Below are 26,097 nucleotides of genomic sequence, written 5' to 3' on the forward strand. Positions count from 1 at the left end.
GCGCTGCTAGCAAGGAGATCTGACGTGACCGCCACCGCCTACACCCTGGCCGTCGTGCTCGACCTGCTCGTCCTGTTCATCGGGGCCCGCTTCCTGCTCCAGCCCGGCCCCGCCGCCACCGGCTACGGCGTGCCCGCCAAGGCGGACGGAGACGCCGCCGCCTACCTCACGATCAAGGGCCTGCGCGACGGCACCCTCGGCCTGCTGGGGCTGGCTCTTCTCGTATTCGCCGGTGCCACCGCCGAGGCGTGGTTCATGCTCGCCGTGGCGATCGTGCCGCTCGGCGACACCCTGACAGTGCTGCGCCACGGCGGTACGAAAGCCGTCGCCTTCGGGATCCACTTCGCCACGGCCGTGGTTGTCCTGATCAGTGCCGGGCTGCTCTTCGCGGCCTGAGAGTGTCCGTAACAGTCACAAGGGGGTTTGGAAATGTCGCTGTTCGTGCCGAAGTTCGACTCGTCCGTGGTCGTCCGTGAAGCGGAGGCCGAGAAGATCGGCGATGATCCCGTCGCCGTCAGGCTGCTGGCCGACAGCAGCGCGTCCGGAGGGGCGCTGTCCACCGTGCGGGTCACCCTCGCGGAGGGCGCCGACGGTGCCTACCCGCACCTGCACCACAACTCCGCCGAGATGTTCTTCATGCTCGACGGTGCCGCGGAGCTCCTCTCCGGCGACGACATCGTCACCGCGGAGCGCGGCGACCTGGTCATCGTCCCGCCGGGCAAGCCGCACGCCTTCGCTGCCGCTCCCGGGACCGCCGCCGACATCCTCATCGTCATTACCCCGGGCGTCGAGCGCTTCGAGTACTTCCGCCACCTTCAGCGCATCCGCCTGGGTGAGGTCGGCCCGGAGAGCCTGCTGGAGGTCCAGGAGCTCTACGACAACCACTTCCTGCAGAGCGCGGCCTGGGACGGCCGCCGCTGAGCAGGGCCTTCCGGGCGGTCCAGGGGAAACCGTTTCACGTGCACAGGGCCCGGCCCCCTAGGATTGGGCCCAAACCACACACACTCACCCCAGAGGAACGCTGCATGCCTGGCATCACGCGCGAGGAGGTCGCCCACCTCGCTCGGCTGGCGCGTCTGGAGCTGAAGCCCGAAGAGCTCGAGCACTTCGCCGGCCAGCTGGACGACATCATCGGCGCGGTGGCCCGCGTCAGTGAGGTCGCCGACCAAGACGTACCGCCGACCTCTCACCCGCTTCCGCTGACGAACGTCATGCGGGCGGACGAGGTCCGTCCGTCGCTCACCCCCGAGCAGGCGCTGTCCGGCGCCCCGGCCCAGGAGCAGCAGCGTTTCAAGGTGCCGCAGATCCTGGGGGAGGACTAAGACCATCATGACGGACATCATCAAGCTCACCGCCGCCGAGACCGCCGCGAAGATCGCCTCCGGCGAGCTCACGGCCGTCGAGGTCACCGAGGCCCACCTGGCCCGTATCGAGGCCGTCGACGAGAAGGTGCACGCCTTCCTGTACGTCGACCGCGAGGGTGCCCTCGCGCAGGCCCGCGCTGTCGACGAGAAGCGCGAGCGCGGCGAGAAGCTCGGCCCGCTGGCCGGCGTCCCGCTCGCGCTGAAGGACATCTTCACCACCGAGGGCGTCCCGACGACCGTCGGTTCGAAGATCCTCGAGGGCTGGATCCCGCCGTACGACGCGACCCTCACCAAGAAGCTGAAGGCCGCCGACGTCGTCATCCTCGGCAAGACCAACATGGACGAGTTCGCCATGGGGTCGTCGACGGAGAACAGCGCCTACGGCCCGACCGGCAACCCGTGGGACCTGACCAAGATCCCCGGCGGCTCCGGCGGCGGTTCGAGTGCCGCCCTGGCCTCCTTCCAGGCTCCGCTGGCCATCGGCACCGACACCGGCGGCTCCATCCGCCAGCCGGCCGCCGTCACCGGCACGGTCGGCGTGAAGCCGACGTACGGCGCGGTCTCCCGCTACGGCATGGTCGCCTTCTCGTCCTCCCTCGACCAGGGCGGCCCCTGCGCCCGTACGGTCCTGGACGCGGCGCTGCTGCACGAGGTCATCGCCGGGCACGACCCGCTCGACTCCACCTCCATCGACGCCCCGGTCCCGCCGGTCGTCGAGGCCGCCCGCAACGGCAGCGTCGCCGGGATGCGTGTCGGCGTCGTCAAGCAGTTCCGCGGCGAGGGCTACCAGGCCGGTGTCATCCAGCGCTTCGACGAGTCCGTCGCCCTCCTCAAGGAGCTGGGCGCCGAGATCGTCGAGCTGGACTGCCCGTCCTTCGACCTGGCCCTGTCGGCGTACTACCTGATCGCGCCGTCCGAGTGCTCGTCCAACCTCGCCCGCTTCGACGGCCTGCGCTACGGCCTGCGCACCGGCGACGACGGCACGCACTCCGCGGAGGAGGTCACCTCCCTCACCCGCGAGGCGGGCTTCGGCCCCGAGGTGAAGCGCCGCATCATGCTCGGTACGTACGCGCTCAGCTCCGGCTACTACGACGCGTACTACGGCTCCGCCCAGAAGGTCCGCACGCTCATCACGCGCGACTTCGAGAAGGCCTTCGAGCAGGTCGACGTGATCGTCTCGCCGACGACGCCCACCACCGCCTTCGCGATCGGCGAGCGCGCCGACGACCCGATGGCGATGTACCTCGCGGACCTGTGCACCATCCCCACCAACCTGGCGGGCAACGCGGCCATGTCGCTGCCCTGCGGTCTCGCCCCGGAGGACAACCTCCCGGTCGGCCTGCAGATCATCGCCCCGGCGCTGAAGGACGACCGTCTTTACAAGGTCGGCGCCGCCGTCGAGGCCGCCTTCGTGGAAAGGTGGGGGCACCCGCTGATCGAGGAGGCTCCGTCGCTGTGAGTAAGGCACTGTCCAAGGCCAAGGGCTTCAAGAAGTCCAAGTCCGGTACGTACCTGTCCATGGCCACCACCGCCTTCGGCGCGATGGGTGTCGCCAAGCAGATCAAGAAGGCCCGCGCCGAGCACGACACGCTGCGCCTGATCGACGCCACGGTGTCGGCCGTCGCGATCGTCACCGGCCTCGCCATCCTTTACCGCGAGCTGAAGCGGCTGGGCGACGACGACGTCCTGCTGGGCTGAGAGGGAAGTTTCACCGTGACCACCACGACCGACCTGGTGTCGTACGAGGACGCGCTGGCGTCCTACGACCCCGTCATGGGCCTCGAGGTCCATGTCGAACTCGGCACCAAGACCAAGATGTTCTGCGGGTGTTCCACGGAGCTGGGCGCCGAGCCCAACTCGCAGACCTGCCCGACCTGCCTCGGCATGCCCGGCTCGCTCCCGGTCGTCAACGCGACCGGCGTCGAGTCCGCGATCAAGATCGGTCTCGCGCTCAACTGTGAGATCGCCGAGTGGTGCCGCTTCGCCCGGAAGAACTACTTCTATCCGGACATGCCGAAGAACTTCCAGACCTCCCAGTACGACGAGCCGATCGCCTTCAACGGCTACCTCGACGTACAGCTGGAGGACGGCGAGACCTTCCGCGTGGAGATCGAGCGCGCCCACATGGAGGAGGACACCGGCAAGTCGACGCACGTCGGCGGCGCCACCGGCCGTATCCACGGCGCGTCCCACTCCCTGCTCGACTACAACCGCGCGGGCATCCCGCTCATCGAGATCGTCACCAAGCCGATCGAAGGTGCCGGCGAGCGTGCCCCCGAGGTCGCGAAGGCGTACGTCCGTGAGCTGCGCGAGGTCATCAAGGCGCTCGGCGTCTCCGAGGCCCGCATGGAGATGGGCCAGATGCGCTGCGACGTGAACCTGTCGCTGCGCCCGCACGGCCGCGAGAAGTTCGGCACGCGGAGCGAGACCAAGAACGTCAACTCGCTGCGGTCCGTCGAGCGCGCGGCCCGCTTCGAGATCCAGCGGCACGCGGCCGTGCTGAGCAGCGGCGGCACGATCATCCAGGAGACCCGCCACTTCCACGAGGACACCGGGTCGACGACCTCGGGCCGCGTGAAGGAGGAGGCCGAGGACTACCGGTACTTCCCGGAGCCGGACCTGGTGCCGGTGGCCCCGTCCCGCGAGTGGGTCGAGGAGATCCGTTCCGGCCTGCCCGAGCTGCCGCTGGTCCGCCGCAACCGGCTCCTCGAGGAGTGGGGGATCTCGGCGACCGACATGCAGTCGATCCTCAACGCCGGCGCCCTGGACCCGATCGTCGCCACGATCGACGCCGGTGCCGACGCCGCCTCCGCCCGCAAGTGGTGGATGGGCGAACTCGCCCGCAGCGCCAACGAGTCGGGCAGGACGCTCGACGAGCTGGCCATCACGCCGGAGCAGGTCGCCCGGGTGACCAAGCTGGTCGCCTCCGGTGACCTGAACGACAAGCTGGCGCGTCAGGTCATCGAGGGCGTTCTCGCGGGCGAGGGCACCCCGGACGAGGTCGTCGAGAAGCGCGGTCTGAAGGTCGTCTCCGACGAGGGCGCGCTGACGGCCGCCGTCGAGGAGGCCATCGCCGGCAACCCGGGCGTCGCGGACAAGATCCGTGGCGGCAAGGTGGCCGCGGCCGGCGCCCTGGTCGGCGCGGTCATGAAGGCCACGCGCGGCCAGGCCGACGCGGCCCGCGTCAAGGAGCTGATCCTGGAGAAGCTGGGCGTCAGCGAGGGCTGAGTCCCGTTTCTGTGAACCCTGGGGGGATGCATCGACACCGATGCATCCCCCCAGGCATGTGATCGCAGGTGATCGCCTGTGCTCAGAGGCGGCGACCGACCACTCGTACGAAGCCGAGCGCGCGGCCTTCGTCGGCGCGCATCAGCCCGACCGACTCACGGGCCATGCCGGCCATGAACTCGCTCGGGCTCTCCTCGGCGCACGCCTCGCTCCACAGCAGCCAGTCCTTCCAGCCGTCGGGCTGCCACTCGGCGGTCTCGACCGCCACGGCGCCGCTGCGGGTCCAGTGGCGCCGCCACCAGGCAGCGGAGTGGAAGGCCCAGAAGCCGGGGTCCCAGAACGGCTTCAGATGCTCCGGCGGCTCGGCGCCCTCCGGCTCCTCCCGCAGCGCGGGTACGACGACACCGATCCGCCCGCCGGGCTTGAGCAGCCGGGTCAGCGTGGGCAGATACAGGTCGTTGGTGCCGAAGTACTGGTACGCGTCGATGGAGACGATCGCGTCGAACGTGCCCTCGCCGAACGGCAGGTCGTGCGCCTCCGCGAACACGGGCAGGACCCGGTCGGCGACGCCTGCCTCGGCGATGCGCGCGGCGTTCTCGTCGGGCTTCACCCACAGATCGGCCGCGGTGACCTGGACGTCGTACTCCTTCGCGAGGAAGACGGAGGTCATGGCGCGGCCGCACCCCAGGTCGAGGACGCGTGCGCCGGGGCGCAGGGTGTCCAGGCCGAGGGCGGGGGCCAGCCACTCCAGCAGCCACAGCGCGTGCGGGCCCATCTGGTTCTCGATGGTCCAGCGGACGTCGTAGCGGTTGCTGCGCGGGTAGCGGGACTGGGTCAGGCGGCTAGTGAGGGCGTCTGTCGAGGTCCTCTGAGTGATGTCGGGTGTGGTGTCGGGCATCGGTGAACGGGCTCCTTGGGTCCTTGGAAGAGGGGATGGCGTAGGAGCTCGGTCGGACCTTCAAACAATGCACCTGCTCGGGTCGGCGGCGATGTGCCGGGGTTGCGGACGGCCGGGACGCTCTAGGACCTGTCCTAGCAGTCGGCGACACTCCCCGCAGCCGGTTTTCTCAGCCGGAGGGACTACGCTCGCCCGCCATGAGTGGTCGTACTGATTCCGAGACGGATGCCGAGAGGGATGCCGACATAGCCGAGGCGCACGAGGTGGAGGACCAGGCCGAGGACGCGCGCCGGGCCCGCTGGACGGCGACCGGTACCGGAACCCTGCTCACCCTGGCGGGCCTGGCCGCGGCACTGCTCCGTTGCGCCGGTTCCGTTCCCGCCCTCGCCCCGGCGGCCTACGCCCTCGGCGCCGCCGTCTGCGCGCTCGCGGCGGTCCTGGGTTTTCGGGGACACACCCGGCGGGCCCTGTGGCTTCTGATCGCCGGAGTGATGGTGATGGCGATCGGCGACCAATTCGACTGAATTCGTCTGAAGTACCCGCCGGCGCGACAGAGTTCATGGAACTGTCCTGCGAGGCGCCTCCCACTCTTGTGAATAAGCCCACGAAAGCGACAAACGATCAGTTACGCCTGAAAGAGTGACGTCACATTGCTCATGCGTTCTTTGAGGGCTGTTCAGTTAATAGACGACTGTTCCCGGTCAAAGATCCACACATAGTCGTCCCGGGAGTACGTTCGTGGCAGCCCTTGCGCGCTGGTGTGTCCAACGCCGCCTCGTCGTCGTTGTGCTGTGGCTCCTCGCTTTCGGCGGGATGATCGCGGCCGCCGCCGTCACCGGCTCCGCGTACTCCAACGACTACGAGGTCCCCGGCACCGAGTCGGGCCGCGCCACCCAGCTGCTCGAGGACGGCTTCCCGGGCCTCGGCGGCGACAGCGACACGGTCGTCTGGCACACCGGGTCCGGCACCGTCCACGCCGCCGACGTCGAACAGACGATGACCCGCGTCCTGGAGAAGATCACGGACCTGCCCGGCGTCGCCTCCGTGGCCGGCCCGTACGGCGACGTCCAGGGCACGAGCCGGATCAGCGACGACGGACGTACGGCGTACGCCACCGTCACCTTCGACGACCCGGCCGAGGAGATCACGAAGTCCGAGGCGCAGGCCGTGGTCGACGCCGCCAAGGCGGCCGAGAGCGGCGGGCTCCAGGTGGAGCTGGGCGGCAGCGCCATCGCGCTCACCGAGTCGTCGGGCGGGCACCTCTCCGAGGTGGTCGGCGTGGTCGTGGCCGCGGTCGTGCTGTTCCTCGCCTTCGGCTCGCTCGCCGCCTCACTGCTGCCCATCGCCACCGCCCTGGTGGGCGTGGGCACCGCGTACGCCGGAATCGTGCTGCTCGGGCACACCATGACCGTCGCCGACTTCGCCCCCATGCTCGGCATGCTGATCGGGCTGGGCGTCGGCATCGACTACGCCCTGTTCATCGTCACCCGGCACCGGCGTGGTCTGAAACGTGGTCTGCCGGTCGCCGAGGCGGTCACCAACGCCGTCGCCACCACCGGACGTGCGGTCGTCTTCGCCGGTGCCACCGTCTGCATCGCCCTGCTGGGGATGCTGATCCTGCGGCTGAACTTCCTCAACGGCGTCGCGATAGCCGCCTCACTCACCGTCGTGCTGACGGTCGCGGCCTCGGTGACCCTGCTGCCCGCCTTGCTGTCCTTCATCGGCATGCGTGCCCTGAGCCGCCGCGAGCGACGCCGGCTGGTCGACCACGGGCCCGAGCCGGAACTGCCGACCGGGTTCGCCGCCCACTGGTCGGCGTTCGTCGAGCGCCACCCCAAGCTGCTCGGCACCGTCGCAGTCGTCGTCATCGCCGTCCTCGCGCTGCCCACGTTCTCCCTGCGACTGGGCACCTCCGACCAGGGCAACGACCCGAAGTCCGCCACCACGCGCCAGGCGTACGACCTCCTCGCGGACGGCTTCGGCCCCGGCGTCAACGGCCCCCTCACCCTCGTCACCAGGGTCGACGGGGCCGAGGACAGGCTCGCCCTCGACAACCTCGACGCCACGCTGCGCACCGCCGAGGGCGTCGCGTCGGTGACGCCGGTGACGTACGACTCCCTCAGCCGCACCGCGTACTTCACCGTCGTCCCCGACTCCGCGCCGCAGTCCCGAAGGACCAGCGACCTCGTCGACCGATTGCGCACCGAGGTACTGCCACGCGCCGAGGCGGGCACCTCCCTCGACGTGCGGGTCGGTGGGGTGACAGCCTCCTACGACGACTTCGCGGGCGTGATCGTCGGCAAGCTGCCGCTGTTCGTCGGGGTCGTCATCGGGCTCGGCTGCGTACTGCTCCTGCTCGCCTTCCGCTCCCTCGGCATCCCGCTCAAGGCCGCCGTGATGAACGTGGCAGCCGTCGCCGCCGCCTTCGGCATCGTCGTCGCGGTCTTCCAGTGGGGCTGGGGCAGCGAACTGCTCGGCCTGGGCCGCGCGGGCCCGATCGAGCCCTTCCTTCCCGTGATCATGGTGTCGGTGCTCTTCGGACTGTCGATGGACTACCAGGTCTTCCTGGTCAGCCGGATGTACGAGGAGTGGCTGGAGACCGGCGACAACCGCCGGGCCGTCCGCGTCGGCCTCGCCGAGACCAGCCGGGTGATCAACTCCGCCGCGGTCATCATGATCTCCGTCTTCCTCGCCTTCGTGCTCAGCGGCGACCGCGTGATCGCCATGTTCGGCATCGCGCTGGCCTCCGCCGTCGCCGTCGACGCCTTCGTCCTGCGCACCCTGCTCGTGCCCGCCCTGATGCACCTGCTCGGCGGCGCCAACTGGTGGCTGCCCCGCTGGCTCGACCGCGGCCTGCCGCGCATCAGCATCGAACCGCCCGAGTGCCGCGCCGCCCATGAGAGGCTCGCGGACATCACGGACGTACCGGAGCAGGGGAGGGAGCAGAATGTACGCGATATCGCTGGGTGACGACGGGGCCGAGCTGCGGCCGCTGGAGCCCTGGCACGCCGAGGAGTTCCTGGCGCATCTGGACCGGGGGAGGGAGTTCATCGGGCAGTTCATCGCCTTCGGGTCGAAGGAGACGGACGTCGCGTCCACGCGGGCCATGCTCCAGCGCTACGCCGACATGCGCGCCGCCGACACCGGGTCCCTGCACGGCCTGTGGCTGAACGGGAAGCTCGTGGGCGGGGTGCTCTTCCTGAACTTCGACGCCGCCAACGGCAACTGCGAGGTCGGCTGCTGGCTGGAACCCGCCGGCACGGGGCGCGGGCTGATCACGCGCGCGATGCGGGTGCTCATCGACTTCGCCGTCGAGCAGCGCGGGATCCACCGGGTCGAGTGGGTCGCCGCCGCGGGCAACCAGCCGAGCCTGAACGTCGCCCGCAGGCTGGGCATGACCCGGGACGGCGTGCACCGGCAGGCCCACCCCCACCGCGGCGTACGGCACGACCTCGAGGTGTGGTCCGTCCTCGCCCCCGAGTGGCGCGAGGCACGCGCGCGTACCGGTCACAACGATCATTAAGGGCGCTCTCAGACTCCGTCCGTACGGTGCGGGGCATGGGAACGAAGACTGTTGACGAGACCGGTGCCGAGACGGGCGCCGAGGCGACGACCGACGAGGAGAAGGTGGACGTCACCAAGACCGACGCCCCGGACGAGGTGACGGAGACCGAGACCGAGACCGAGACCGAGGCCGAGGACGGCGACGAGCTGTTCGAGGCGGACACCGAGGCACAGGCGGAGGGCCCCTCCGGGGTCGGCCAGGGCGCCGGTGCCGTGGTCTCCGCCGGGCTCGGTGTCGTCTCGCTCACCGGCGGCTGGATCTCCACCGTGGCCGCCGCGCGCGAGACGCTCGTCGGCCAGCTCCAGACCTCGTCGACGGCGAGCGTCGCTACGCAGATCAAGGAGGTCTACGGCGACGCCTGGCACACCACCGCGCTGTGGGGCGGCCTGTTCGCGCTGGCCGCGCTGATCGTCGGCGTCGTGGTCCTCGCCCGGCCCGCCTTCGGAGCCCCCGCCAAGCCGCAGGCCCCGTGGATCAAGTCGGTCGCCTGGGCCGGTGTCTCGCTGGGCGTCATCGGCCTCCTCCTGGCCGTCCTCAAGTACACGGACGTCCTGCTCGGCCTGCCCTCCGCGAGCTGAGCCACAGGCCATCCCCGCAGGTCCCCAAGGGGTCTTAGGGCATCCGTAAGGCACTTACGGATGCCCTAAGACCCCTTACGCACGTCTAAGGCCCCGCCGCCCGCGGAAGATGCGGAACTCTCCCGATGTGGCGGACCCCCCTGGGAGACGAAGGTTGAGACATCGCAGCGAGCGATGGCACCAGCCCGACTCTCACCTCACAGGGGGCACACCATGTACGAGTACGAACTCCAGCAGATCCGTTCCGCCGAGCGGATCCGCCAGGCCGAGCAGGAGCGGCTGGCTCGCGCGGTCGTCCGAAGCCGCCGCGCCGCCCGCCGCGAGGCCGCCGAACGGACCACGGAGAGCGAATCGCATACCCACCGCCCTCGCCGGCACTGGCTGACACGCGCCGCGTGAGCGGCGGAGGGGCGCGGGCGGACGGCGCCCCACAGCAGGATGCCCCGGCCGGGGGCCTCGAGACGCGAGGGGATGGCCGTACGGGGGCCGGCCGTGTGAGGGTCGGTCGGCCGGTCCCGCCGGATGGGGCCGGCCGTACGGGGGTCGGCCGACCCGTCCCGCCGGATCGCGGGGCACCGGCCGGGACACCGGCCGGGACCGCCGTCGCGCTTCCGATAACCGTTGGGGCGCTGTCCGACCGCTGTGCGATGCTCGGGCCTGTGGAGAACAGGTCCGTCAGCCCCGTGTTCGTGGGCCGTGCCGAGGAGCTGGGCGCGCTGGACGACGCGCTCGCCCGTGCCGCCGCGGGCGAGCCGCAGGCGTTGCTGATCGGCGGGGAGGCCGGGGTCGGCAAGACCCGGCTCGTCGAGGAGTTCGCGACCGCCGCCTGCCGCCGGGGCGCCGTCGTCGCGCTGGGCGGCTGTGTCGAGATCGGCGCCGACGGTCTGCCCTTCGCCCCGTTCTCCACCGCCCTGCGCGCCCTGCGCCGCGAACTGCCCGACGAACTGGCCGCCGCGGCCGCCGGGCAGGAGGAGGAACTGGCCAGGCTGCTGCCGGAACTCGGCGAGAGCGGCTCCGGGCGGCACGACGAGGAGGGCATGGCCCGCCTCTTCGAACTCACCGCACGGCTGCTGGAGCGGGTCGCCGCCGACCGCACCGTCGTCGTCGCCCTGGAAGACCTGCACTGGGCTGACGCCTCCACCCGCCACCTCCTCGCCTACCTCTTCCGCACCCTGCGCACCGGCCGCCTCGTCGTCCTCGCCACCTACCGCGCCGACGACATTCACCGCCGCCACCCGCTCCGGCCCCTGCTCGCCGAACTCGACCGGCTGCGCACGGTTCGCCGCCTCGAACTCGCCCGCTTCAACCGGGCCGAGGTGGGCCGCCAGATCGCCGGCATCCTCGCCACCGAACCGGACCCCGCCCAGGTCGACGACATCTTCGAACGCTCCGACGGCAACGCCTTCTTCGTCGAGGAACTCGCCGTCGCCGCCGGCGAGGGCTGCCGTACCGGCCTCACCGACTCACTGCGCGACCTGCTACTGGTCCGCGTCGAGAGCCTGCCCGAGAGCGCCCAGAACGTCGCCCGGATCGTCGCGGAGGGCGGCTCCACCGTCGAGTACCGGCTGCTCGCCGCGGTCGCCCGGCTCACCGAGGACGACCTCATCGAGGCGCTGCGCGCCGCCGTGAACGCCCACATCCTGCTCGCCACCCCGATCGGCGACGGCTACCGCTTCCGTCACTCCCTGGTCCGCGAGGCCGTCAGCGACGACCTGCTCCCCGGCGAACGCTCCCGCCTCAACCGCCGCTACGCCGAGGCCCTGGAGACCGACCCGACGCTCGTCCCCGCCGCCGACCGCGTCATGCGCCTGGCCAGCTACTGGTACCACTCCCACGACCCGGCCAAGGCCCTGCCCGCCGTCCTCGACGCCTCCGCCACGGCCCGCCGCCGGCACGCCTACAGCGAGCAGCTGCGGCTGCTCGAACGTGCGATGGAACTGTGGGACGGCGCCCCCGAGGACATACGGGCCGGGCTGCGCCCCCTCGACTACGCGACGGCCTACCCTCCCTACGGCTGCGAACCCGCCTCCACCTCCCTGCGTTTCCTCGACCTGATGGCCGAGGCGGCCGTCGCGGGCCGCTTCTGCGGCGAACGCGAACGCGCCCTGCAGATCACCAAGCGGGCGCTGCGCCTGCTGGACGACGAGGACGATCCCCTGCGCGCCGCCTGGTTCTGGGGCCAGCGCTCCCGTCTGGTGCAGGCACTGGCCCGCGGTGACGGCTGGGCGGAACTGGCCACCGCCCAGGAACTCGTGCGCGGTCTGCCGCCCTCGGAGGTGCACGCCGAGGTGCTGGGCAACGTGGCCGCCTGGCTGATGGCGCACGAGCCCGGACCCGAGGCCCTCTCGGCCGCCGAGCGCGCCGTGGAGTACGCACGCATGGTGGGCGCCGGCGAGATCGAACTGAACGCCCGCCTCACCCTCGGCGGCCTCATGGTCGACGCCGGAGACCTCGACGCCGGACTCGCTCAGATGTACGAGGTCAAGGAGCGGGCGCTCGACCTCGGCATCGCCTACGTCGGCGGCCGCGCCTACGTGAACCTGCCCGCGAAGCTGGAGGCCATAGGCCGCTCCCAGGAAGCCGTCTCGCTGCTTGAGGAGGGCGCCGACTACACCCGGAAGTTCGGCCTCGTGGACTCCGAGGGCTGGGTGTGGGGCAACCTCTCCGAATCGCTGTACTCGCTCGGCCGCTGGGACGCCGCCGCCGATACGGCGCAGAACGCGATACGGCGCGGACAGGACACCAGGTCGTCGAGCGCCGGCGCCCTCCGTCTGGCCCAACTCGCCCTGTCCCGGGGTGACCTGACCGAAGCCGGACGCCGGTTGGCCGCGGCGAACGTACACATCGGTTCCCGCGACGCCACACCCCAGCAGTCGATTCCGCTGGCCTGCGTCACCATCGGAGTCACCGCCGCCGAAGGCCGCCTCCTCGACGCCCGCGCGGCGCTCGACCGCACCCTCGACGCCGGCTTCTCACCCGGCACTCAGAGCTACGCCTGGCCCCTGCTGCTGGCCGCCGCCACCGCCGAGGCCGACGCCCGCGCCCTGCCCGCCGCGCAGCAGGGTCGCCGGCAGGTCCTGGAGCGCATCCTGGAGTCGGTCAAGAACCTCACCACGGACGCACCTGTCTGGCTCGCGCACGAGAAGTGGGTCCGTGCCGAACTGCACCGAGCCGAGGGCCGGGCCACCGCCGACACCTGGTCGGAGGTGGTCACCGCCTTCGAACAGCTGGAGCGCCCCTACGACCTCGCCCGCATCCGGCACCGGCTTGCCGAGGCCCTCCTCGTCACCGGCGGCGAGGACGAGCGCGCCCGCGCCACCGAGCTGCTCCGCCTGGCCCACGCCGTCGCCGAACACCTCGGCGCCCGCAACCTCGCCGACGCAGTCAGCCTGCTCGCCCAGCGCGCCCGCCTCTCCCTGACCCGCGCCCCGGAGCGGACGACCGACCCTGCCGAAGCCCTCGGTCTCACCAGCCGGGAACGGGACGTCCTGCGCCTGGTCTCCATCGGCCGCACCAACCGCCAGATAGCCGAGGAACTCTTCATCTCCCCGAAGACGGCCAGCGTCCATGTCTCCAACATCCTGGGCAAGCTCGGTGTCTCGGGAAGGGGGGAGGCGGCGGCAGTGGCGCATCGGATGGGGCTGTTCCCGTCCGACGAGTTCTCCTCCGGGACGGCGGACATGAGCCGTACGCTGTAGGGGGACCGGCAGGAGGAGGACCTGTGTTCAACGCCTTCGAGGAACTCTTCGCACCAGGCCGCAAACACACCCGCGACGAGCAGAACCGACTGGAGCTGACCCGGGAGGACACCGGGGACAGCGACCCCGGACGCGGGCCGATAGATCTCGCGTCCGGGAAGGTCGTCGTACGTCCGCCCCAGTCGGCGGCTGTAGAGGAGTCCGGGGAGTCCGGCGGGTCCGACTCCGATGCGGAGTGAGCGCCGTGCTCAGCTCACTTCCAGTTCCAGGATCCGGTCGTCCCCCTGCTTCGGGTTCCCTCGGCCGTCCGTGTTGCTCGTGACCAGCCACAGTTTGTCTCCACCCGCCGACACCACGGTGCGCAGGCGGCCGTATTCGCCGGTGAGGAATGCCTGCGGGGTCGCCGACGCCTCCGTGCCCTTCAGCGGGATGCGCCACAGGCGCTGTCCCTTCAGGCCCGCCATCCAGATGGAGCCCTCGGCATAGGCGATACCGCTGGGGGAGGCGTCGTCCGTGCGCCACTGGGCTATCGGGTTGTGGTACTTCGGGTTGGAGGACTTGCCTTCGGCATTCGGCCAGCCGTAGTCGTCGCCCGGCTTGATCGCGTTCAGCTCGTCCCAGGTGTCCTGGCCGAACTCCGAGGCGAACAGGCGCTGTTTGGAGTCCCAGGCCAGGCCCTGGACGTTCCGGTGGCCGTACGAGTACACCGGGGAGTCGGGGAACGGGTTCCCAGGCGCCGGTTCGCCCTCCGGGGTCAGGCGGAGAATCTTGCCGCCCAGGGACTTCTTGTCCTGGGACAGGTTGCCGTCACCGCTCTCGCCCGTGCCGACGTAGAGCATCCGGTCCGGACCGAAGGCGATCCGGCCACCGTTGTGGATCACGCCCTTGGGAATGCCCTTGAAGACTGTGTCGGGCGCGCCCAGCTGCTCGCCTGCGGGCTTCTTGTCGTCGTAGAGCATGCGGACGATGCGGTTGTCCGAGGCCGAGGTGAAGTACGCGTAGATCATGTGGTCCGAGGCGTAGTCCGGGGAGAGCGCGATGCCCAGGAGGCCGCCCTCGCCGGCCGCGGACACCCCCGGCACCTCGCCCAGTTCCGTCTTCTTGCCGGTCTGCTCGTCGACCCGGGTGATCGTCCCCTCGTCCCGGGAGGAGACGAGCAGACCACCGTCGGCGAGCGGGGCCAGGCCCCAGGGAGTCTTCAGGTCCTCGGTGACCGTGCGCAGCACCTTCACCGACCCCTTCGCGGGCGGGGTCTCTTCAGTCGCCTGCTCGGAAGGGGACGCCTGAGCGCTCGTACGACTTGGTGACGTGCTTCCTTCATCGCTCGGTGAGCCTCCGCCGTCGGAGGAGCAGCCGGCCATCCACAGAAGCGCGCCCGCAGCCAACACGGCCGTCACAGCTCGACGTTGCACGATCATGGTCCCTTCGACGCGGCGGGTTCTACTTGTCTTACACCGCTCGCGCCTCACGGGTTCCCGATCACAGACACCCGATGCGGGAACGAGTCGGCGGGCACCGGGTCTGTCGGCCCGCGGGTATGCCGACCCCCGGGTCCGTCGGTCAACCCCGTCAGTACCGACGCCTCCGACGGCTACGGCTACGCGCCTCCGACGGCTACGCGCTTCCGACGGCGCACGAGTCCGTCGGCGTCCGCACCCCCCTCAGTCCCGCGCCGCGCCCTTGTCTACCCGAGCCCACACCCCCGTCAGTCCCAAGACCCCACCGCCCCCGGCAGCGCCGCCACCTCCGTCAGGTCCTGTGCCGTCAGGTGCAGTCCGGCCGCTGCCGCGTTCTCCGCCACCCAGCGCTCCTGCTTGGCCCCCGGCACCGGGACCACGTGGCGGCCCTGGGCCAGGACCCATGCCAGTGCCACCTGGGCCGCCGTGACGTCCTCGCCGTGTCGTCGGGCCACCCGGCGCAGGCCGGCGACGATCGGCTGGTTCGCGGCCATCATCTCGGCGGTGAAGCGGGGGTGGCGGGCGCGCATGTCGTCCGGTTCGAAGCCCTCGCCGGGTGTCAGCGTGCCGGTCAGGAAGCCGTTGCCGAGGGGCATGGCCGCCAGGAAGCCGACGCCGCGCGCCTCGCACCACGGCAGCAGGGCGTCCAGGGCCTCCGGCGACCACACGGACAGTTCGGCCTCCACCGCGCTCACGGGGAAGACCTGCTGCACCCGCTGCAGCTGCCGGATCGTCCCGTCGTGCAGCCGAGCCCCGGACCGTCGTCCGCCCCGCGCGCCCACCGCGCACAGCCCGAGCGCCCGTACCTTCCCGGCCCGCACGAGCTCCGCCATCGCGCCCCAGGTCTCCTCGACGGGGACCTCGGGGTCGGCCCGGTGCAGCTGGTAGAGGTCGATCACGTCCGTCTGGAGGCGCCGCAGCGAGGCGTCGCACGCCCGCTTCACATAACCGGGGCGCCCATTGGCCACGATGTGCTGCTCGCCCACCAGCAGGCCGACCTTCGTGGACACGAACGCGTCCTCGCGCCGCTCCTTCAACGCCCGCCCCACCAAGAGTTCGTTGGTGAACGGGCCGTACATGTCGGCCGTGTCCAGCAGCGTCGAGCCCAGGTCCAGGGCCCGGTGCACCGCCCTGAGCGACTCGTCGCCCCGCTGCCGCGACCCGCTGTACGCCCAGCTCATCGGCATGCACCCGAGTCCGACGGCCCCCATCGCGAGCGCCCCGGCGCCGATCGTCCTGCGCTCCACCTGCTCGTGAACCTCCCTCTCCTGACCCCCAACCTAACCTCTGCCTCTCAGCCGCCCTGACATAGCCTCCTGACCATGAGTGCTGACGTGTGGCTTCCCATCCCGCCGGACGAGATCGAGGGGCTTCCGCAGGGTCCCAACTACCTGTTCTGGGATGGTGCCCCGGAGTTTCCCGCAGACCCGGCCGACTGCGCCTTCTACGTCGTGCCGTACATGAAGCCCAGCGAGGTCGGCCTGCGCCCCCTGCCGGAGATGAGCTCCGTGGAAGTGGTCCAGACGCTGTCCGCCGGCACCGACAGCGTGGAGCCCGGACTCAAGTACCTGCGCCCCGGGGTGCGGTTGTGCAACGCGCGCGGTGTGCACGACGCGAGCACCGCCGAGCTCACGCTGGCCCTGATCCTCGCCTCGCTGCGGGGCATCCCCGACTTCGTACGGGCTCAGGACAAGGGCCGGTGGCTCGGTGGGTTCCGGCCGGCGCTGGCCGACAAGACCGTCCTCGTCGTCGGCTACGGGGCCATCGGCGAGGCCATCGAGGACCGGCTCGTTCCGTTCGAGGTAGCGCGGGTGGCGCGCGTCGCGCGCTCCGAGCGCACCACAGCGCGCGGTCCAGTGCATCCGCTCACCGAACTGCCCTCCCTGCTCCCGGAGGCGGACGTGGTCATCCTCTCCACGCCCCTGACGGACAGCACGCGCGGCCTCGTCGACGGCGGCTTCCTGGCACGCATGAAGGACGGTGCGCTGCTGGTCAATGTGGCCCGCGGGCCCGTCGTCGACACCAAGGCCCTGCTCGCCGAGCTGGAGAGCGGCCGCATCACCGCCGCCCTGGACGTCGTGGACCCCGAACCGCTGCCCCAGGGACACCCGTTGTGGCACGCGCCGGGCGTGCTGATCAGCCCGCACGTCGGCGGTCCGACGTCCGCGTTCCTGCCGCGCGCGAAGCGGCTGCTGGTGGACCAGTTGGGGCGTTTCGTGAACCGGGAGCCGCTGCGGCACGTGACCCGTACGACGGGCGCAACAGACGTGTAATCCGGTTCGAGTACCCTCCGCAGTCTTCCGGACGCTATGCGTGCTCACGCCCGCCTGGGCGGTCACGGAGCGTAGAGACCCTATGTCCCTGAGTGACGAGACTGGTGTATCGTCCCGAAAGGGGCTGCGCCGCGCACCGTTCGGCGCCGGGGACGGACATTTGAGACTTGTGAGGGGGGCGACGGGCGATGCACGGCCTATGGACGAACGACCCGACGCGTCGGGGCCACCGGCGGCGGCCCTGGCGCGCGGCCGCGCGCAGACACGGTCATCACGCCGATCACGGCGGTCATCAGAGCCATCATCACCGCAGGCACAGCTGCCACAGGAGGCACGCGCACCCAGCGCACCTGGACCCGCGGGACGTGGGAACGGCGCGGACCGGGAGGGCCCGGTGAGCTCGCCCCCGCCTTCCGTGACCACCCTCGACGGAGCGCTGCGGGCACAGCCTCCATCGCAGGCGCCGCTGTTCCGCCGGCCGGTCCCCGGCGGCGGACCGAGCATGGTCCCCCAAATCGTACTGGCCCTGGTGTGCGCGGGATACGCCGTCGGTTCCGCGTTCGGCTGGGGCTCGAGCGAAGTCGCGCTGATCATGGGCGACTTCGGCCTGAGCGCCGCGGCGGCCACGGCCGCCGTGTCGTGCTACCGCTACGCGCACACCCGCCACGTCCGCTTTCGATCCGCCTGGCTGCTGTTCACCCTCTCCTCGACGATGGCGGCCCTGGGCAACGGCGTGTGGGGGTGGTACGAGGTCGTCCTGGAGCGGCCCGTGCCCAGCCCCAGCTACGCCGACCTGTTCTTCCTGTGCTTCGCGCCGCCCGCGATCGTGGGGCTGCTGGTGCTGGCCAAGCGGCCCGTGACGAAGGCGGGCTGGGTCTGCCTGGCGCTGGACGCCTGGCTGATCGGCGGCTCGCTGCTCACGCTGTCCTGGAGCCTCGCGCTCGCCCAGGCCGCGAAGCTCGACGGGCCGAGCGTGGCGCACACCGCGCTGTCGCTGGCCTACCCGCTGCTCGACATCGCCCTGGTCAGCATGGTGCTCGCGCTGCACTTCCGACGTTCGGCGGTCAACCGCGCCGCGGTCAACACCGCGATCTGCGCGCTCGCCCTGACCGTGATGTGCGACGCCCTGTTCACCTCGCCACTGCTGCACAACAACTACCACTCCGGCCAGCTGCTCGACGCGGGCTGGTTCGCCGGCTCGCTGCTCCTCGCGTACGCCCCCTGGGCCGCTTCCCGTCGGCACGGGCCGACGGACGACGAAGGGCACACGCGCGTGGTGCGCGAGCACCTGCCCGGGCAGCGCGCCGGCGGCCACCATCCCGCGCCGCCGCAGGGGCCGCCGCAGGAAGGTGACCGCGGCCGGTATCCGACCACCCGACCCATCACCGGCTCCCTGGCCGCCCTCACGCCCTACCTCGCCGCCGCCGTCTGCCCCCTGGGCATCCTCTACAACGTCCTCAACGGACACAGCGTCGACCGCGTGGTGCTCCTCACCGGTGGCACGGTCGTGCTCGCCCTCGTGGTGCGCCAGGGCATCATGCTGCTCGACAACATCACCCTCACCCAGGAGCTGGCGCAGAAGGAGAACCACTTCCGCTCCCTGGTACAGGGCTCCAGCGACGTCATCATGATCGCCGCGCCCAACGGCATCCTCCGGTACGTCTCCCCGGCCGCCGCCGGGGTCTACGGACGGCCCGCGGAGGATCTCGTCGGAACGGAACTGGCCGCTCTCATCCACCCGGAGGATCTGGGCTGCGTGGTGCACGAAGTGCGCCGCTTCGTCGCCGCCAGCCCCCTCGAAGAGCCCACCACCCGCATCGAGTGCCGCTTCAGGTCCGGCGACGGCGGCTGGCTGAACGTCGAGTCCACTGTCAACCGCCACCAGGGCGGCCTGATCTTCAACAGCCGGGACGTGACCGAACGGGTGCGGCTGCAGGCGCAGCTCCAGCACAACGCCGAGCACGACCCGCTCACCGACCTGCCCAACCGCGCGCTGTTCACCAAGCGAGTGCAGCAGGCGCTGTCCGGCCGCCGTTCCTCCGACCGCGGGGCCGCCCTGCGGGGCACGGCCGTTCTCTTCATCGACCTGGACGGTTTCAAGGCCGTCAACGACACGATCGGGCACCAGGCCGGGGACCAGCTGCTCGTCCAGGCCGCCCGCAGACTCCAGGACGCGGTCCGGCACGGGGACACGGCGTCCCGGCTGGGCGGCGACGAGTTCGCGGCCCTGATCGTCGGCGACGGCAGCCGTGACCGTACTGCTCGCGAACGCAACATCCTGGAGCTCGCCGACCGCCTCAGGGTCACGCTCTCGCAGCCGTACGTGATCGACGGCAACGACGTCCGGGTCGCCGCGTCCATCGGCGTCGCCTTCGCCGAACCCGGCCTCGGCACGGGCGAACTGCTGCGCAACGCCGACCTCGCCATGTACCGCGCCAAGGCGAGCGGCAAGGGCCGGGTCGAGCTGTACAAGCCACAGATGCAGCAGGACGTCGTACGGAAGGCGGAGCTGGCCACACGGCTGCGTGCCGCGCTGCACGACGGTGAGTTCGCGCTGCTGCACCAGCCCGTGGTCTGCCTGGAGGGCGGCCGGATCACCTCGGTCACCGCCCAGGCCCGCTGGCGCTCCTCCCAGGGCGTGCTCTTCACGCCCGCCGAGTTCCTGCGGGTGGCGGAGGACAGCGACAAGACCGCCGAGCTCGGCCGCTGGGTCCTGGAGGAGGCCGTCGAGCAGGCCGCCGAGCGTGCCACGGCCGGCCTCGCCGTGCCCGTCGTCGTGCGGGTGGGCGCCCGCCGGCTCCTCGAACGGTCGATGCCGCTCGGCTCCGTGGAGGCCCTGCTCACCCGGCACGGACTGCCGTCGGGGTCCCTGGTGATAGAGCTGGCCGACGCCGAGCCCAGGGTGTCGCTGGACGAGCTGGAGCGCCGCCTGAGCGCCCTGCGGCGCCTCGGCGTCCGGATCGCCCTGGACGGCTTCGGCAGCGGCTATGCGGCCATCACGGCGCTCAGAAAGCTGCCCGTCGACGTACTGAAGCTCGACCGCTCGCTTGTCGAGGGGGTCGTGGAGTCCGCACGGCTGCACAAGATCACCAGTGGGCTGCTGCGTATCGCCAACGACCTCGGGCTGCAGTCCGTGGCCGACGGCGTGGACCTGCCGGAGCAGGTCGTCGCCCTGCGCGCGATGGGCTGCACCCATGGCCAGGGCATGGCGTTCTCCGGCCCGCTGGATGAGTACCGACTGCGCCGGGCGCTCGGTTCCGGCCACTATCCGGTACCGCACGGACCGGCCGAACCGGCGTTCGCGGGCGGCAGTGCGGGGGTGTACACAGGTGGTGTGCCCGCTGTCCTCGGAGGCGGAGCGGCCCTCCGCTCACATAATGAGACTCCTGTCCCACCCGCTTGACACTGGGTGTGTGCCGGGAGGAGGGTCAGTGCCATGCGCACCCGAATTCTCGTACTTGGACAGCGCGTCGGCTGAGCTGGGACCCACCGGAGGACGATCCGGAATCCCCAGCGACCTCACCGGCGCGCTCCCCTCGCTTGCCTTCCGGCACGAGGGGTTTTTTGTTGCACAGGCACCTGGCGTACAACAGCCGCACACCGCACGAACTTCGCAAAAACCCTCAGCATCGAGAAGAGAATGCCGATGACCGAGCAGGCCACCGGGGCCCACCATCCGCAGCCGCGGCCCCGATCCGGAGGACAGCAGTCCGCGCCCGTCGAGCACGTCACGGGTGCAAAGTCCCTCATCCGCTCGCTTGAGGAGGTCGGGGTCGACACCGTATTCGGCATTCCCGGCGGTACGATCCTTCCGGCGTACGACCCGATGATGGACTCGAGCCGGGTGCGCCACGTGCTCGTCCGTCACGAGCAGGGCGCGGGGCACGCGGCCACCGGCTACGCGCAGGCCACCGGCAAGGTCGGGGTGTGCATGGCGACGAGCGGCCCGGGTGCGACGAACCTGGTCACGCCGATCGCGGACGCGAACATGGACTCGGTGCCGCTGGTCGCGATCACCGGCCAGGTCGTCTCCAAGGCGATCGGCACGGACGCCTTCCAGGAGGCGGACATCGTCGGCATCACGATGCCGATCACCAAGCACAGCTTCCTGGTCACCAAGCCCGAGGACATCCCGAAGGTGATCGCCGAGGCGTTCCACATCGCCTCCACCGGCCGTCCGGGCCCGGTCCTCGTGGACATCCCCAAGGACGTGCTGCAAACGCAGACGACGTTCTCGTGGCCGCCGCAGACCGACCTGCCCGGCTACCGCCCCGTGACCAAGCCGCACGCCAAGCAGATCCGCGAGGCCGCGAAGCTGATCACGAGTGCGAAGCGGCCCGTCCTGTACGTGGGTGGCGGCGTCCTGAAGGCGCATGCCACCGCCGAGCTCAAGGTCCTCGCCGAGCTCACCGGAGCGCCCGTCACCACCACCCTGATGGCGCTCGGCGCGTTCCCCGACAGTCACCCGCTGCACGTGGGAATGCCGGGCATGCACGGTGCGGTCACCGCCGTCACCGCGCTGCAGAAGGCCGACCTGATCGTCGCCCTCGGAGCCCGTTTCGACGACCGCGTCACCGGCAAGCTGGACAGCTTCGCCCCGTACGCGAAGATCGTCCACGCCGATATCGATCCCGCGGAGATCGGCAAGAACCGCGCCGCCGACGTGCCGATCGTCGGGGACGCCCGCGAGGTCATCGCCGACCTGGTCCAGGCCGTGCAGAAGGAGCACAGCGAGGGCCACACCGGTGACTACAGCGCCTGGTGGAAGGACCTCGACCGCTGGCGCGAGACGTACCCGCTCGGCTACGACCACCCCGAGGACGGCTCGCTCGCCCCGCAGCAGGTCATCGAGCGGATCGGTCAACTCGCCCCGGAGGGCACGATCTTCGCGGCGGGCGTCGGCCAGCACCAGATGTGGGCCGCGCACTTCATCGAGTACGAGAAGCCGGCGACCTGGCTCAACTCCGGCGGCGCCGGGACCATGGGCTACGCGGTGCCCGCCGCGATGGGCGCCAAGGCCGGGGCCCCGGACCGGACCGTCTGGGCCATCGACGGCGACGGCTGCTTCCAGATGACCAATCAGGAGCTGACCACCTGCGCCCTGAACAACATCCCGATCAAGGTCGCCGTCATCAACAACGGCGCGCTCGGGATGGTCCGCCAGTGGCAGACGCTGTTCTACAACCAGCGCTACTCCAACACCGTGCTGCACGCGGGCCCGGAGGGCGAGACCCCGCCCAACAAGGGCACGCGCGTCCCGGACTTCGTGAAGCTGTCCGAGGCGATGGGCTGCTACGCGATCCGCTGTGAGCGTCTCGAGGACCTCGACAAGTGCATCGAGGAGGCGAACTCGATCAACGACCGCCCGGTCGTGATCGACTTCATCGTCCACGAGGACGCCATGGTGTGGCCGATGGTCGCCGCCGGTACCTCCAACGACGAGATCATGGCCGCTCGGGACGTCCGCCCCGACTTCGGCGACAACGAAGACGACTGAGCGAGAGAGACAGAGAGACCATCGACATGTCCAAGCACACGCTCTCCGTCCTGGTCGAGAACAAGCCCGGTGTCCTGGCCCGGATCACCGCGCTGTTCTCCCGCCGCGGCTTCAACATCGACTCGCTCGCGGTCGGCGTCACCGAGCACCCCGACATCTCCCGTATCACCATCGTGGTGCAGGTCGAGGACCTGCCGCTCGAACAGGTCACGAAGCAGCTCAACAAGCTCGTCAACGTGCTGAAGATCGTCGAGCTGGAGCCGGGTTCGGCCGTTCAGCGCGAACTCGTTCTGGTGAAGGTGCGCGCCGACAACGAGACGCGCTCCCAGATCGTCGAGATCGTCCAGCTGTTCCGAGCCAAGACCGTCGACGTCTCCCCGGACGCCGTCACCATCGAGGCCACCGGTAGCAACGACAAGCTGTCGGCCATGCTCAAGATGCTGGAGCCGTACGGCATCAAGGAGCTTGTCCAGTCCGGCACGATCGCCATCGGCCGCGGCGCCCGTTCGATCACGGACCGGTCGCTGCGCGCGCTGGACCGATCTGCGTAAGTCTGGGTATGGGCGGCCGATGGTCGTCGGCCGCCCGTATACCGAGACCGCAAAACTTCCTTTCCCCCCACCGTCATACGGTGGGAAGCACACCTGCACACCAAGGAGAGAACCCAAAGTGGCCGAGCTGTTCTACGACGCTGACGCCGACCTGTCCATCATCCAGGGCCGCAAGGTCGCGGTCATCGGATACGGCAGCCAGGGCCACGCGCACGCCCTGTCGCTGCGTGACTCGGGTGTCGACGTCCGGGTGGGTCTGCACGAGGGCTCCAAGTCCAAGGCGAAGGCCGAGGAGCAGGGCCTGCGCGTGGTGACCCCGGCCGAGGCCGCCGCCGAGGCCGACGTCATCATGATCCTGGTCCCGGACCCGATCCAGGCCCAGGTCTACGAGGAGTCCATCGCCGCGAACCTGAAGGACGGCGACGCGCTGTTCTTCGGCCACGGCCTGAACATCCGCTACGGCTTCATCAAGCCCCCGGCCGGCGTCGACGTCTGCATGGTCGCCCCGAAGGGCCCGGGCCACCTGGTCCGCCGCCAGTACGAGGAGGGCCGCGGCGTTCCCTGCATCGCCGCCGTCGAGCAGGACGCCACCGGTAACGCCTTCGCGCTGGCCCTGTCCTACGCCAAGGGCATCGGCGGCACCCGCGCCGGCGTCATCAAGACGACCTTCACCGAGGAGACCGAGACCGACCTGTTCGGTGAGCAGGCCGTCCTGTGCGGTGGCACCGCGGCCCTGGTCAAGGCGGGCTTCGAGACCCTGACCGAGGCCGGCTACCAGCCGGAGATCGCCTACTTCGAGTGCCTGCACGAGCTGAAGCTGATCGTGGACCTCATGTACGAGGGTGGCCTGGAGAAGATGCGCTGGTCCATCTCCGAGACCGCCGAGTGGGGCGACTACGTCACCGGCCCGCGCATCATCACCGACGCCACCAAGGCGGAGATGAAGAAGGTCCTCGCCGAGATCCAGGACGGCACGTTCGCCAAGAACTGGATGGACGAGTACCACGGCGGTCTGAAGAAGTACAACGAGTACAAGCAGCAGGACTCCGAGCACCTGCTGGAGACCACCGGCAAGAAGCTGCGCAAGCTGATGAGCTGGGTCGACGAGGAGGCGTAAGCCTCCCGGCCGAGGGGCCGGGGCAGGACGCTCCGGCCCCTCCGGCAAACCACGGGTAACACCAGGTAATAGGGTGTTGTCCAACCCGTCCAGCCACGGATGGGTGATCCTTCCGCAGAGGCGCAAGAGGATCTCCGCCGCGCCACTAGACTTCTGCATTACATACGCGTCAGGCCCACAGCGTCGTGCGTCTTCCACGCGGCCAGTACCCTCCTCCGCCTGCGGCCGTCGGGACGGCCGTCCGCACGCATTGGACTTGTGAGGACTCACGTGAGCTCGAAACCTGTCGTACTCATCGCTGAAGAGCTGTCGCCCGCGACCGTGGAGGCGCTTGGCCCGGACTTCGAGATCCGGCACTGCAACGGAGCGGACCGAGCCGAACTGCTCCCGGCCATCGCCGACGTCGACGCGATCCTGATCCGCTCGGCCACCAAGGTCGACGCCGAGGCGATCGCCGCTGCGAAGAAGCTGAAGGTCGTCGCACGAGCCGGCGTCGGCCTGGACAACGTCGACGTCTCCGCCGCCACCAAGGCCGGCGTGATGGTCGTCAACGCCCCCACCTCGAACATCGTGACCGCCGCCGAGCTGGCCTGCGGTCTCATCGTCGCCACCGCCCGCCACATCCCGCAGGCCAACGCCGCGCTGAAGAACGGCGAGTGGAAGCGCAGCAAGTACACGGGCGTCGAGCTCGCCGAGAAGACCCTGGGTGTCGTGGGTCTGGGGCGGATCGGTGCGCTTGTCGCTCAGCGCATGTCCGGCTTCGGCATGAAGGTCGTCGCCTACGACCCCTACGTGCAGCCCGCGCGGGCCGCGCAGATGGGCGTCAAGGTCCTGCCGTTGGACGAGCTGCTCGAGGTCTCCGACTTCATCACCGTCCACCTGCCCAAGACCCCCGAGACGGTCGGTCTGATCGGCGACGAGGCGCTGCGCAAGGTCAAGCCGAGCGTGCGCATCGTCAACGCCGCGCGCGGTGGCATCGTCGACGAGGAGGCGCTGTACTCCGCCCTCAAGGAGGGCCGGGTCGCCGGTGCCGGTCTCGACGTGTACGCGAAGGAGCCCTGCACGGACTCCCCGCTGTTCGAGTTCGACCAGGTCGTGGCCACCCCGCACCTCGGCGCGTCGACCGACGAGGCGCAGGAGAAGGCGGGCATCGCGGTCGCCCGGTCCGTGCGCCTCGCCCTCGCCGGAGAGCTCGTGCCGGATGCGGTGAACGTGCAGGGCGGAGTCATCGCCGAGGACGTCAAGCCGGGTCTGCCGCTCGCCGAGCGCCTCGGCCGCATCTTCACCGCGCTCGCCGGTGAGGTCGCGGTCCGCCTGGACGTCGAGGTGTACGGCGAGATCACCCAGCACGACGTGAAGGTGCTGGAGCTGTCGGCGCTCAAGGGCGTCTTCGAGGACGTCGTCGCCGAGACGGTCTCCTATGTGAACGCCCCGCTGTTCGCTCAGGAGCGTGGCGTCGAGGTGCGCCTGACCACCAGCTCCGAGTCGCCCGACCACCGCAACGTCGTCACCGTGCGTGGCACGCTCGGCAACGGCGAGGAGGTCTCGGTCTCCGGCACGCTGGCCGGCCCGAAGCACCTTCAGAAGATCGTCGCGGTCGGCGAGTACGACGTCGATCTCGCGCTCGCCGACCACATGGTGGTGCTGCGCTACGAGGACCGTCCGGGCGTCGTCGGCACGGTCGGCCGCATCCTCGGCGAGGCCGGGATCAACATCGCCGGCATGCAGGTCTCCCGTGCGGTGGCCGGTGGCGAGGCACTGGCGGTGCTGACCGTGGACGACACGGTGTCCTCCGGGGTGCTGGGTGAGGTCGCGGCGGAGATCGGTGCGACGTCGGCCCGATCGGTGAACCTGGTCTGATCCACCCCGCA

Annotated in this window: 22 protein-coding genes; 19 read left to right on the forward strand and 3 right to left on the reverse strand. The window is 70.4% G+C overall.

The window, feature by feature from the left end; translation table 11 throughout:
• Nucleotides 1-24: 24 nt before the first annotated feature.
• The 6 genes from ABT114_RS44740 (at nucleotide 25) to gatB (ending at nucleotide 4,592) form a co-directional block, all read left to right on the forward strand.
• Entirely contained in the window at nucleotides 25-396 is a 372-nt protein-coding gene (locus ABT114_RS44740) for a DUF4267 domain-containing protein (protein ID WP_351151456.1), read from the forward strand.
• Between the two features lie 33 nt (nucleotides 397-429).
• Nucleotides 430-921 (forward strand): cupin domain-containing protein, encoded by a 492-nt coding sequence (locus ABT114_RS44745; RefSeq protein ID WP_351151458.1) that lies wholly within the window; start codon nucleotides 430-432, stop codon nucleotides 919-921.
• Between the two features lie 104 nt (nucleotides 922-1,025).
• Nucleotides 1,026-1,322, forward strand: a complete 297-nt coding sequence (gatC, locus tag ABT114_RS44750; protein ID WP_007384860.1) for an Asp-tRNA(Asn)/Glu-tRNA(Gln) amidotransferase subunit GatC — start codon at nucleotides 1,026-1,028, stop codon at nucleotides 1,320-1,322.
• Between the two features lie 7 nt (nucleotides 1,323-1,329).
• Nucleotides 1,330-2,823 (forward strand): Asp-tRNA(Asn)/Glu-tRNA(Gln) amidotransferase subunit GatA, encoded by a 1,494-nt coding sequence (gatA, locus tag ABT114_RS44755; RefSeq protein ID WP_351151461.1) that lies wholly within the window; start codon nucleotides 1,330-1,332, stop codon nucleotides 2,821-2,823.
• Nucleotides 2,820-3,062 (forward strand): hypothetical protein, encoded by a 243-nt coding sequence (locus tag ABT114_RS44760; protein WP_351151463.1) that lies wholly within the window; start codon nucleotides 2,820-2,822, stop codon nucleotides 3,060-3,062. The genes gatA and ABT114_RS44760 overlap by 4 nt, the downstream gene beginning before the upstream one ends.
• A 15-nt stretch (nucleotides 3,063-3,077) precedes the next feature.
• Complete coding sequence (gene gatB, locus ABT114_RS44765; RefSeq protein ID WP_351151466.1) at nucleotides 3,078-4,592, forward strand: Asp-tRNA(Asn)/Glu-tRNA(Gln) amidotransferase subunit GatB; 1,515 nt, start codon at nucleotides 3,078-3,080, stop codon at nucleotides 4,590-4,592.
• 82 nt (nucleotides 4,593-4,674) lie between these two features.
• On the opposite strand, the gene ABT114_RS44770 is transcribed toward gatB, so the two are convergent.
• A complete protein-coding gene (locus ABT114_RS44770; RefSeq protein WP_351151468.1) occupies nucleotides 4,675-5,490 on the reverse strand; it encodes an SAM-dependent methyltransferase in 816 nt (271 codons plus the stop codon).
• Between the two features lie 197 nt (nucleotides 5,491-5,687).
• On the opposite strand from ABT114_RS44770, the gene ABT114_RS44775 reads away from it, so the two are divergent.
• From ABT114_RS44775 to ABT114_RS44805, 7 genes are all read left to right on the forward strand, one after another.
• Complete coding sequence (locus ABT114_RS44775) at nucleotides 5,688-6,014, forward strand: hypothetical protein (protein WP_351151470.1); 327 nt, start codon at nucleotides 5,688-5,690, stop codon at nucleotides 6,012-6,014.
• A 214-nt stretch (nucleotides 6,015-6,228) separates the two neighbouring features.
• Nucleotides 6,229-8,460 carry an MMPL family transporter gene (locus ABT114_RS44780; RefSeq protein WP_351151473.1) on the forward strand — a complete coding sequence of 744 codons (2,232 nt, stop codon included), beginning with the start codon at nucleotides 6,229-6,231 and terminating at the stop codon, nucleotides 8,458-8,460.
• Entirely contained in the window at nucleotides 8,438-9,013 is a 576-nt protein-coding gene (locus ABT114_RS44785; protein ID WP_351151475.1) for a GNAT family N-acetyltransferase, read from the forward strand. Before ABT114_RS44780 ends, ABT114_RS44785 begins: the two co-directional genes overlap by 23 nt.
• Nucleotides 9,014-9,048: 35 nt before the next feature.
• On the forward strand, nucleotides 9,049-9,633 hold the full coding sequence (locus tag ABT114_RS44790) for a hypothetical protein (protein WP_351151477.1): 585 nt from the start codon (nucleotides 9,049-9,051) through the stop codon (nucleotides 9,631-9,633).
• A gap of 213 nt (nucleotides 9,634-9,846) precedes the next feature.
• Nucleotides 9,847-10,032, forward strand: a complete 186-nt coding sequence (locus ABT114_RS44795) for a hypothetical protein (protein ID WP_351151480.1) — start codon at nucleotides 9,847-9,849, stop codon at nucleotides 10,030-10,032.
• A gap of 248 nt (nucleotides 10,033-10,280) precedes the next feature.
• Nucleotides 10,281-13,331, forward strand: coding sequence for a helix-turn-helix transcriptional regulator (locus ABT114_RS44800; RefSeq protein ID WP_351151483.1), 3,051 nt, complete (start codon nucleotides 10,281-10,283; stop codon nucleotides 13,329-13,331).
• 23 nt (nucleotides 13,332-13,354) lie between these two features.
• On the forward strand, nucleotides 13,355-13,570 hold the full coding sequence (locus tag ABT114_RS44805) for a DUF6191 domain-containing protein (RefSeq protein ID WP_351151486.1): 216 nt from the start codon (nucleotides 13,355-13,357) through the stop codon (nucleotides 13,568-13,570).
• 9 nt (nucleotides 13,571-13,579) lie between these two features.
• Here ABT114_RS44805 and ABT114_RS44810 read toward each other — a convergent pair whose 3' ends face one another.
• Both ABT114_RS44810 and ABT114_RS44815 read right to left on the reverse strand, forming a co-directional pair.
• Nucleotides 13,580-14,749: a PQQ-dependent sugar dehydrogenase gene (locus ABT114_RS44810; protein ID WP_351151489.1), complete on the reverse strand. Its 1,170-nt coding sequence runs from the start codon at nucleotides 14,747-14,749 to the stop codon at nucleotides 13,580-13,582.
• Nucleotides 14,750-15,036: 287 nt separating this feature from the next.
• The gene (locus ABT114_RS44815; RefSeq protein ID WP_351151493.1) at nucleotides 15,037-16,035 is read right to left on the reverse strand and encodes an aldo/keto reductase; all 999 of its coding nucleotides are present in this window, start codon (nucleotides 16,033-16,035) and stop codon (nucleotides 15,037-15,039) included.
• Nucleotides 16,036-16,110: 75 nt separating this feature from the next.
• On the opposite strand from ABT114_RS44815, the gene ABT114_RS44820 reads away from it, so the two are divergent.
• From ABT114_RS44820 to serA, 6 genes are all read left to right on the forward strand, one after another.
• Nucleotides 16,111-17,061 (forward strand): 2-hydroxyacid dehydrogenase, encoded by a 951-nt coding sequence (locus tag ABT114_RS44820; RefSeq protein ID WP_351151495.1) that lies wholly within the window; start codon nucleotides 16,111-16,113, stop codon nucleotides 17,059-17,061.
• Between the two features lie 394 nt (nucleotides 17,062-17,455).
• Nucleotides 17,456-20,464, forward strand: a complete 3,009-nt coding sequence (locus tag ABT114_RS44825) for a putative bifunctional diguanylate cyclase/phosphodiesterase (protein WP_351151497.1) — start codon at nucleotides 17,456-17,458, stop codon at nucleotides 20,462-20,464.
• 243 nt (nucleotides 20,465-20,707) lie between these two features.
• A complete protein-coding gene (locus tag ABT114_RS44830) occupies nucleotides 20,708-22,558 on the forward strand; it encodes an acetolactate synthase large subunit (protein WP_351151500.1) in 1,851 nt (616 codons plus the stop codon).
• Nucleotides 22,559-22,584: 26 nt separating this feature from the next.
• Nucleotides 22,585-23,109, forward strand: a complete 525-nt coding sequence (gene ilvN, locus ABT114_RS44835) for an acetolactate synthase small subunit (RefSeq protein ID WP_351151503.1) — start codon at nucleotides 22,585-22,587, stop codon at nucleotides 23,107-23,109.
• Nucleotides 23,110-23,227: 118 nt separating this feature from the next.
• Complete coding sequence (gene ilvC, locus ABT114_RS44840) at nucleotides 23,228-24,226, forward strand: ketol-acid reductoisomerase (RefSeq protein WP_351151505.1); 999 nt, start codon at nucleotides 23,228-23,230, stop codon at nucleotides 24,224-24,226.
• Between the two features lie 270 nt (nucleotides 24,227-24,496).
• Nucleotides 24,497-26,086: a phosphoglycerate dehydrogenase gene (gene serA / locus ABT114_RS44845; protein WP_351151506.1), complete on the forward strand. Its 1,590-nt coding sequence runs from the start codon at nucleotides 24,497-24,499 to the stop codon at nucleotides 26,084-26,086.
• Nucleotides 26,087-26,097: the final 11 nt, after the last annotated feature.

Source organism: Streptomyces sp. NPDC002088 (assembly GCF_040296605.1).
Classification (GTDB): Bacteria; Actinomycetota; Actinomycetes; order Streptomycetales; family Streptomycetaceae; genus Streptomyces.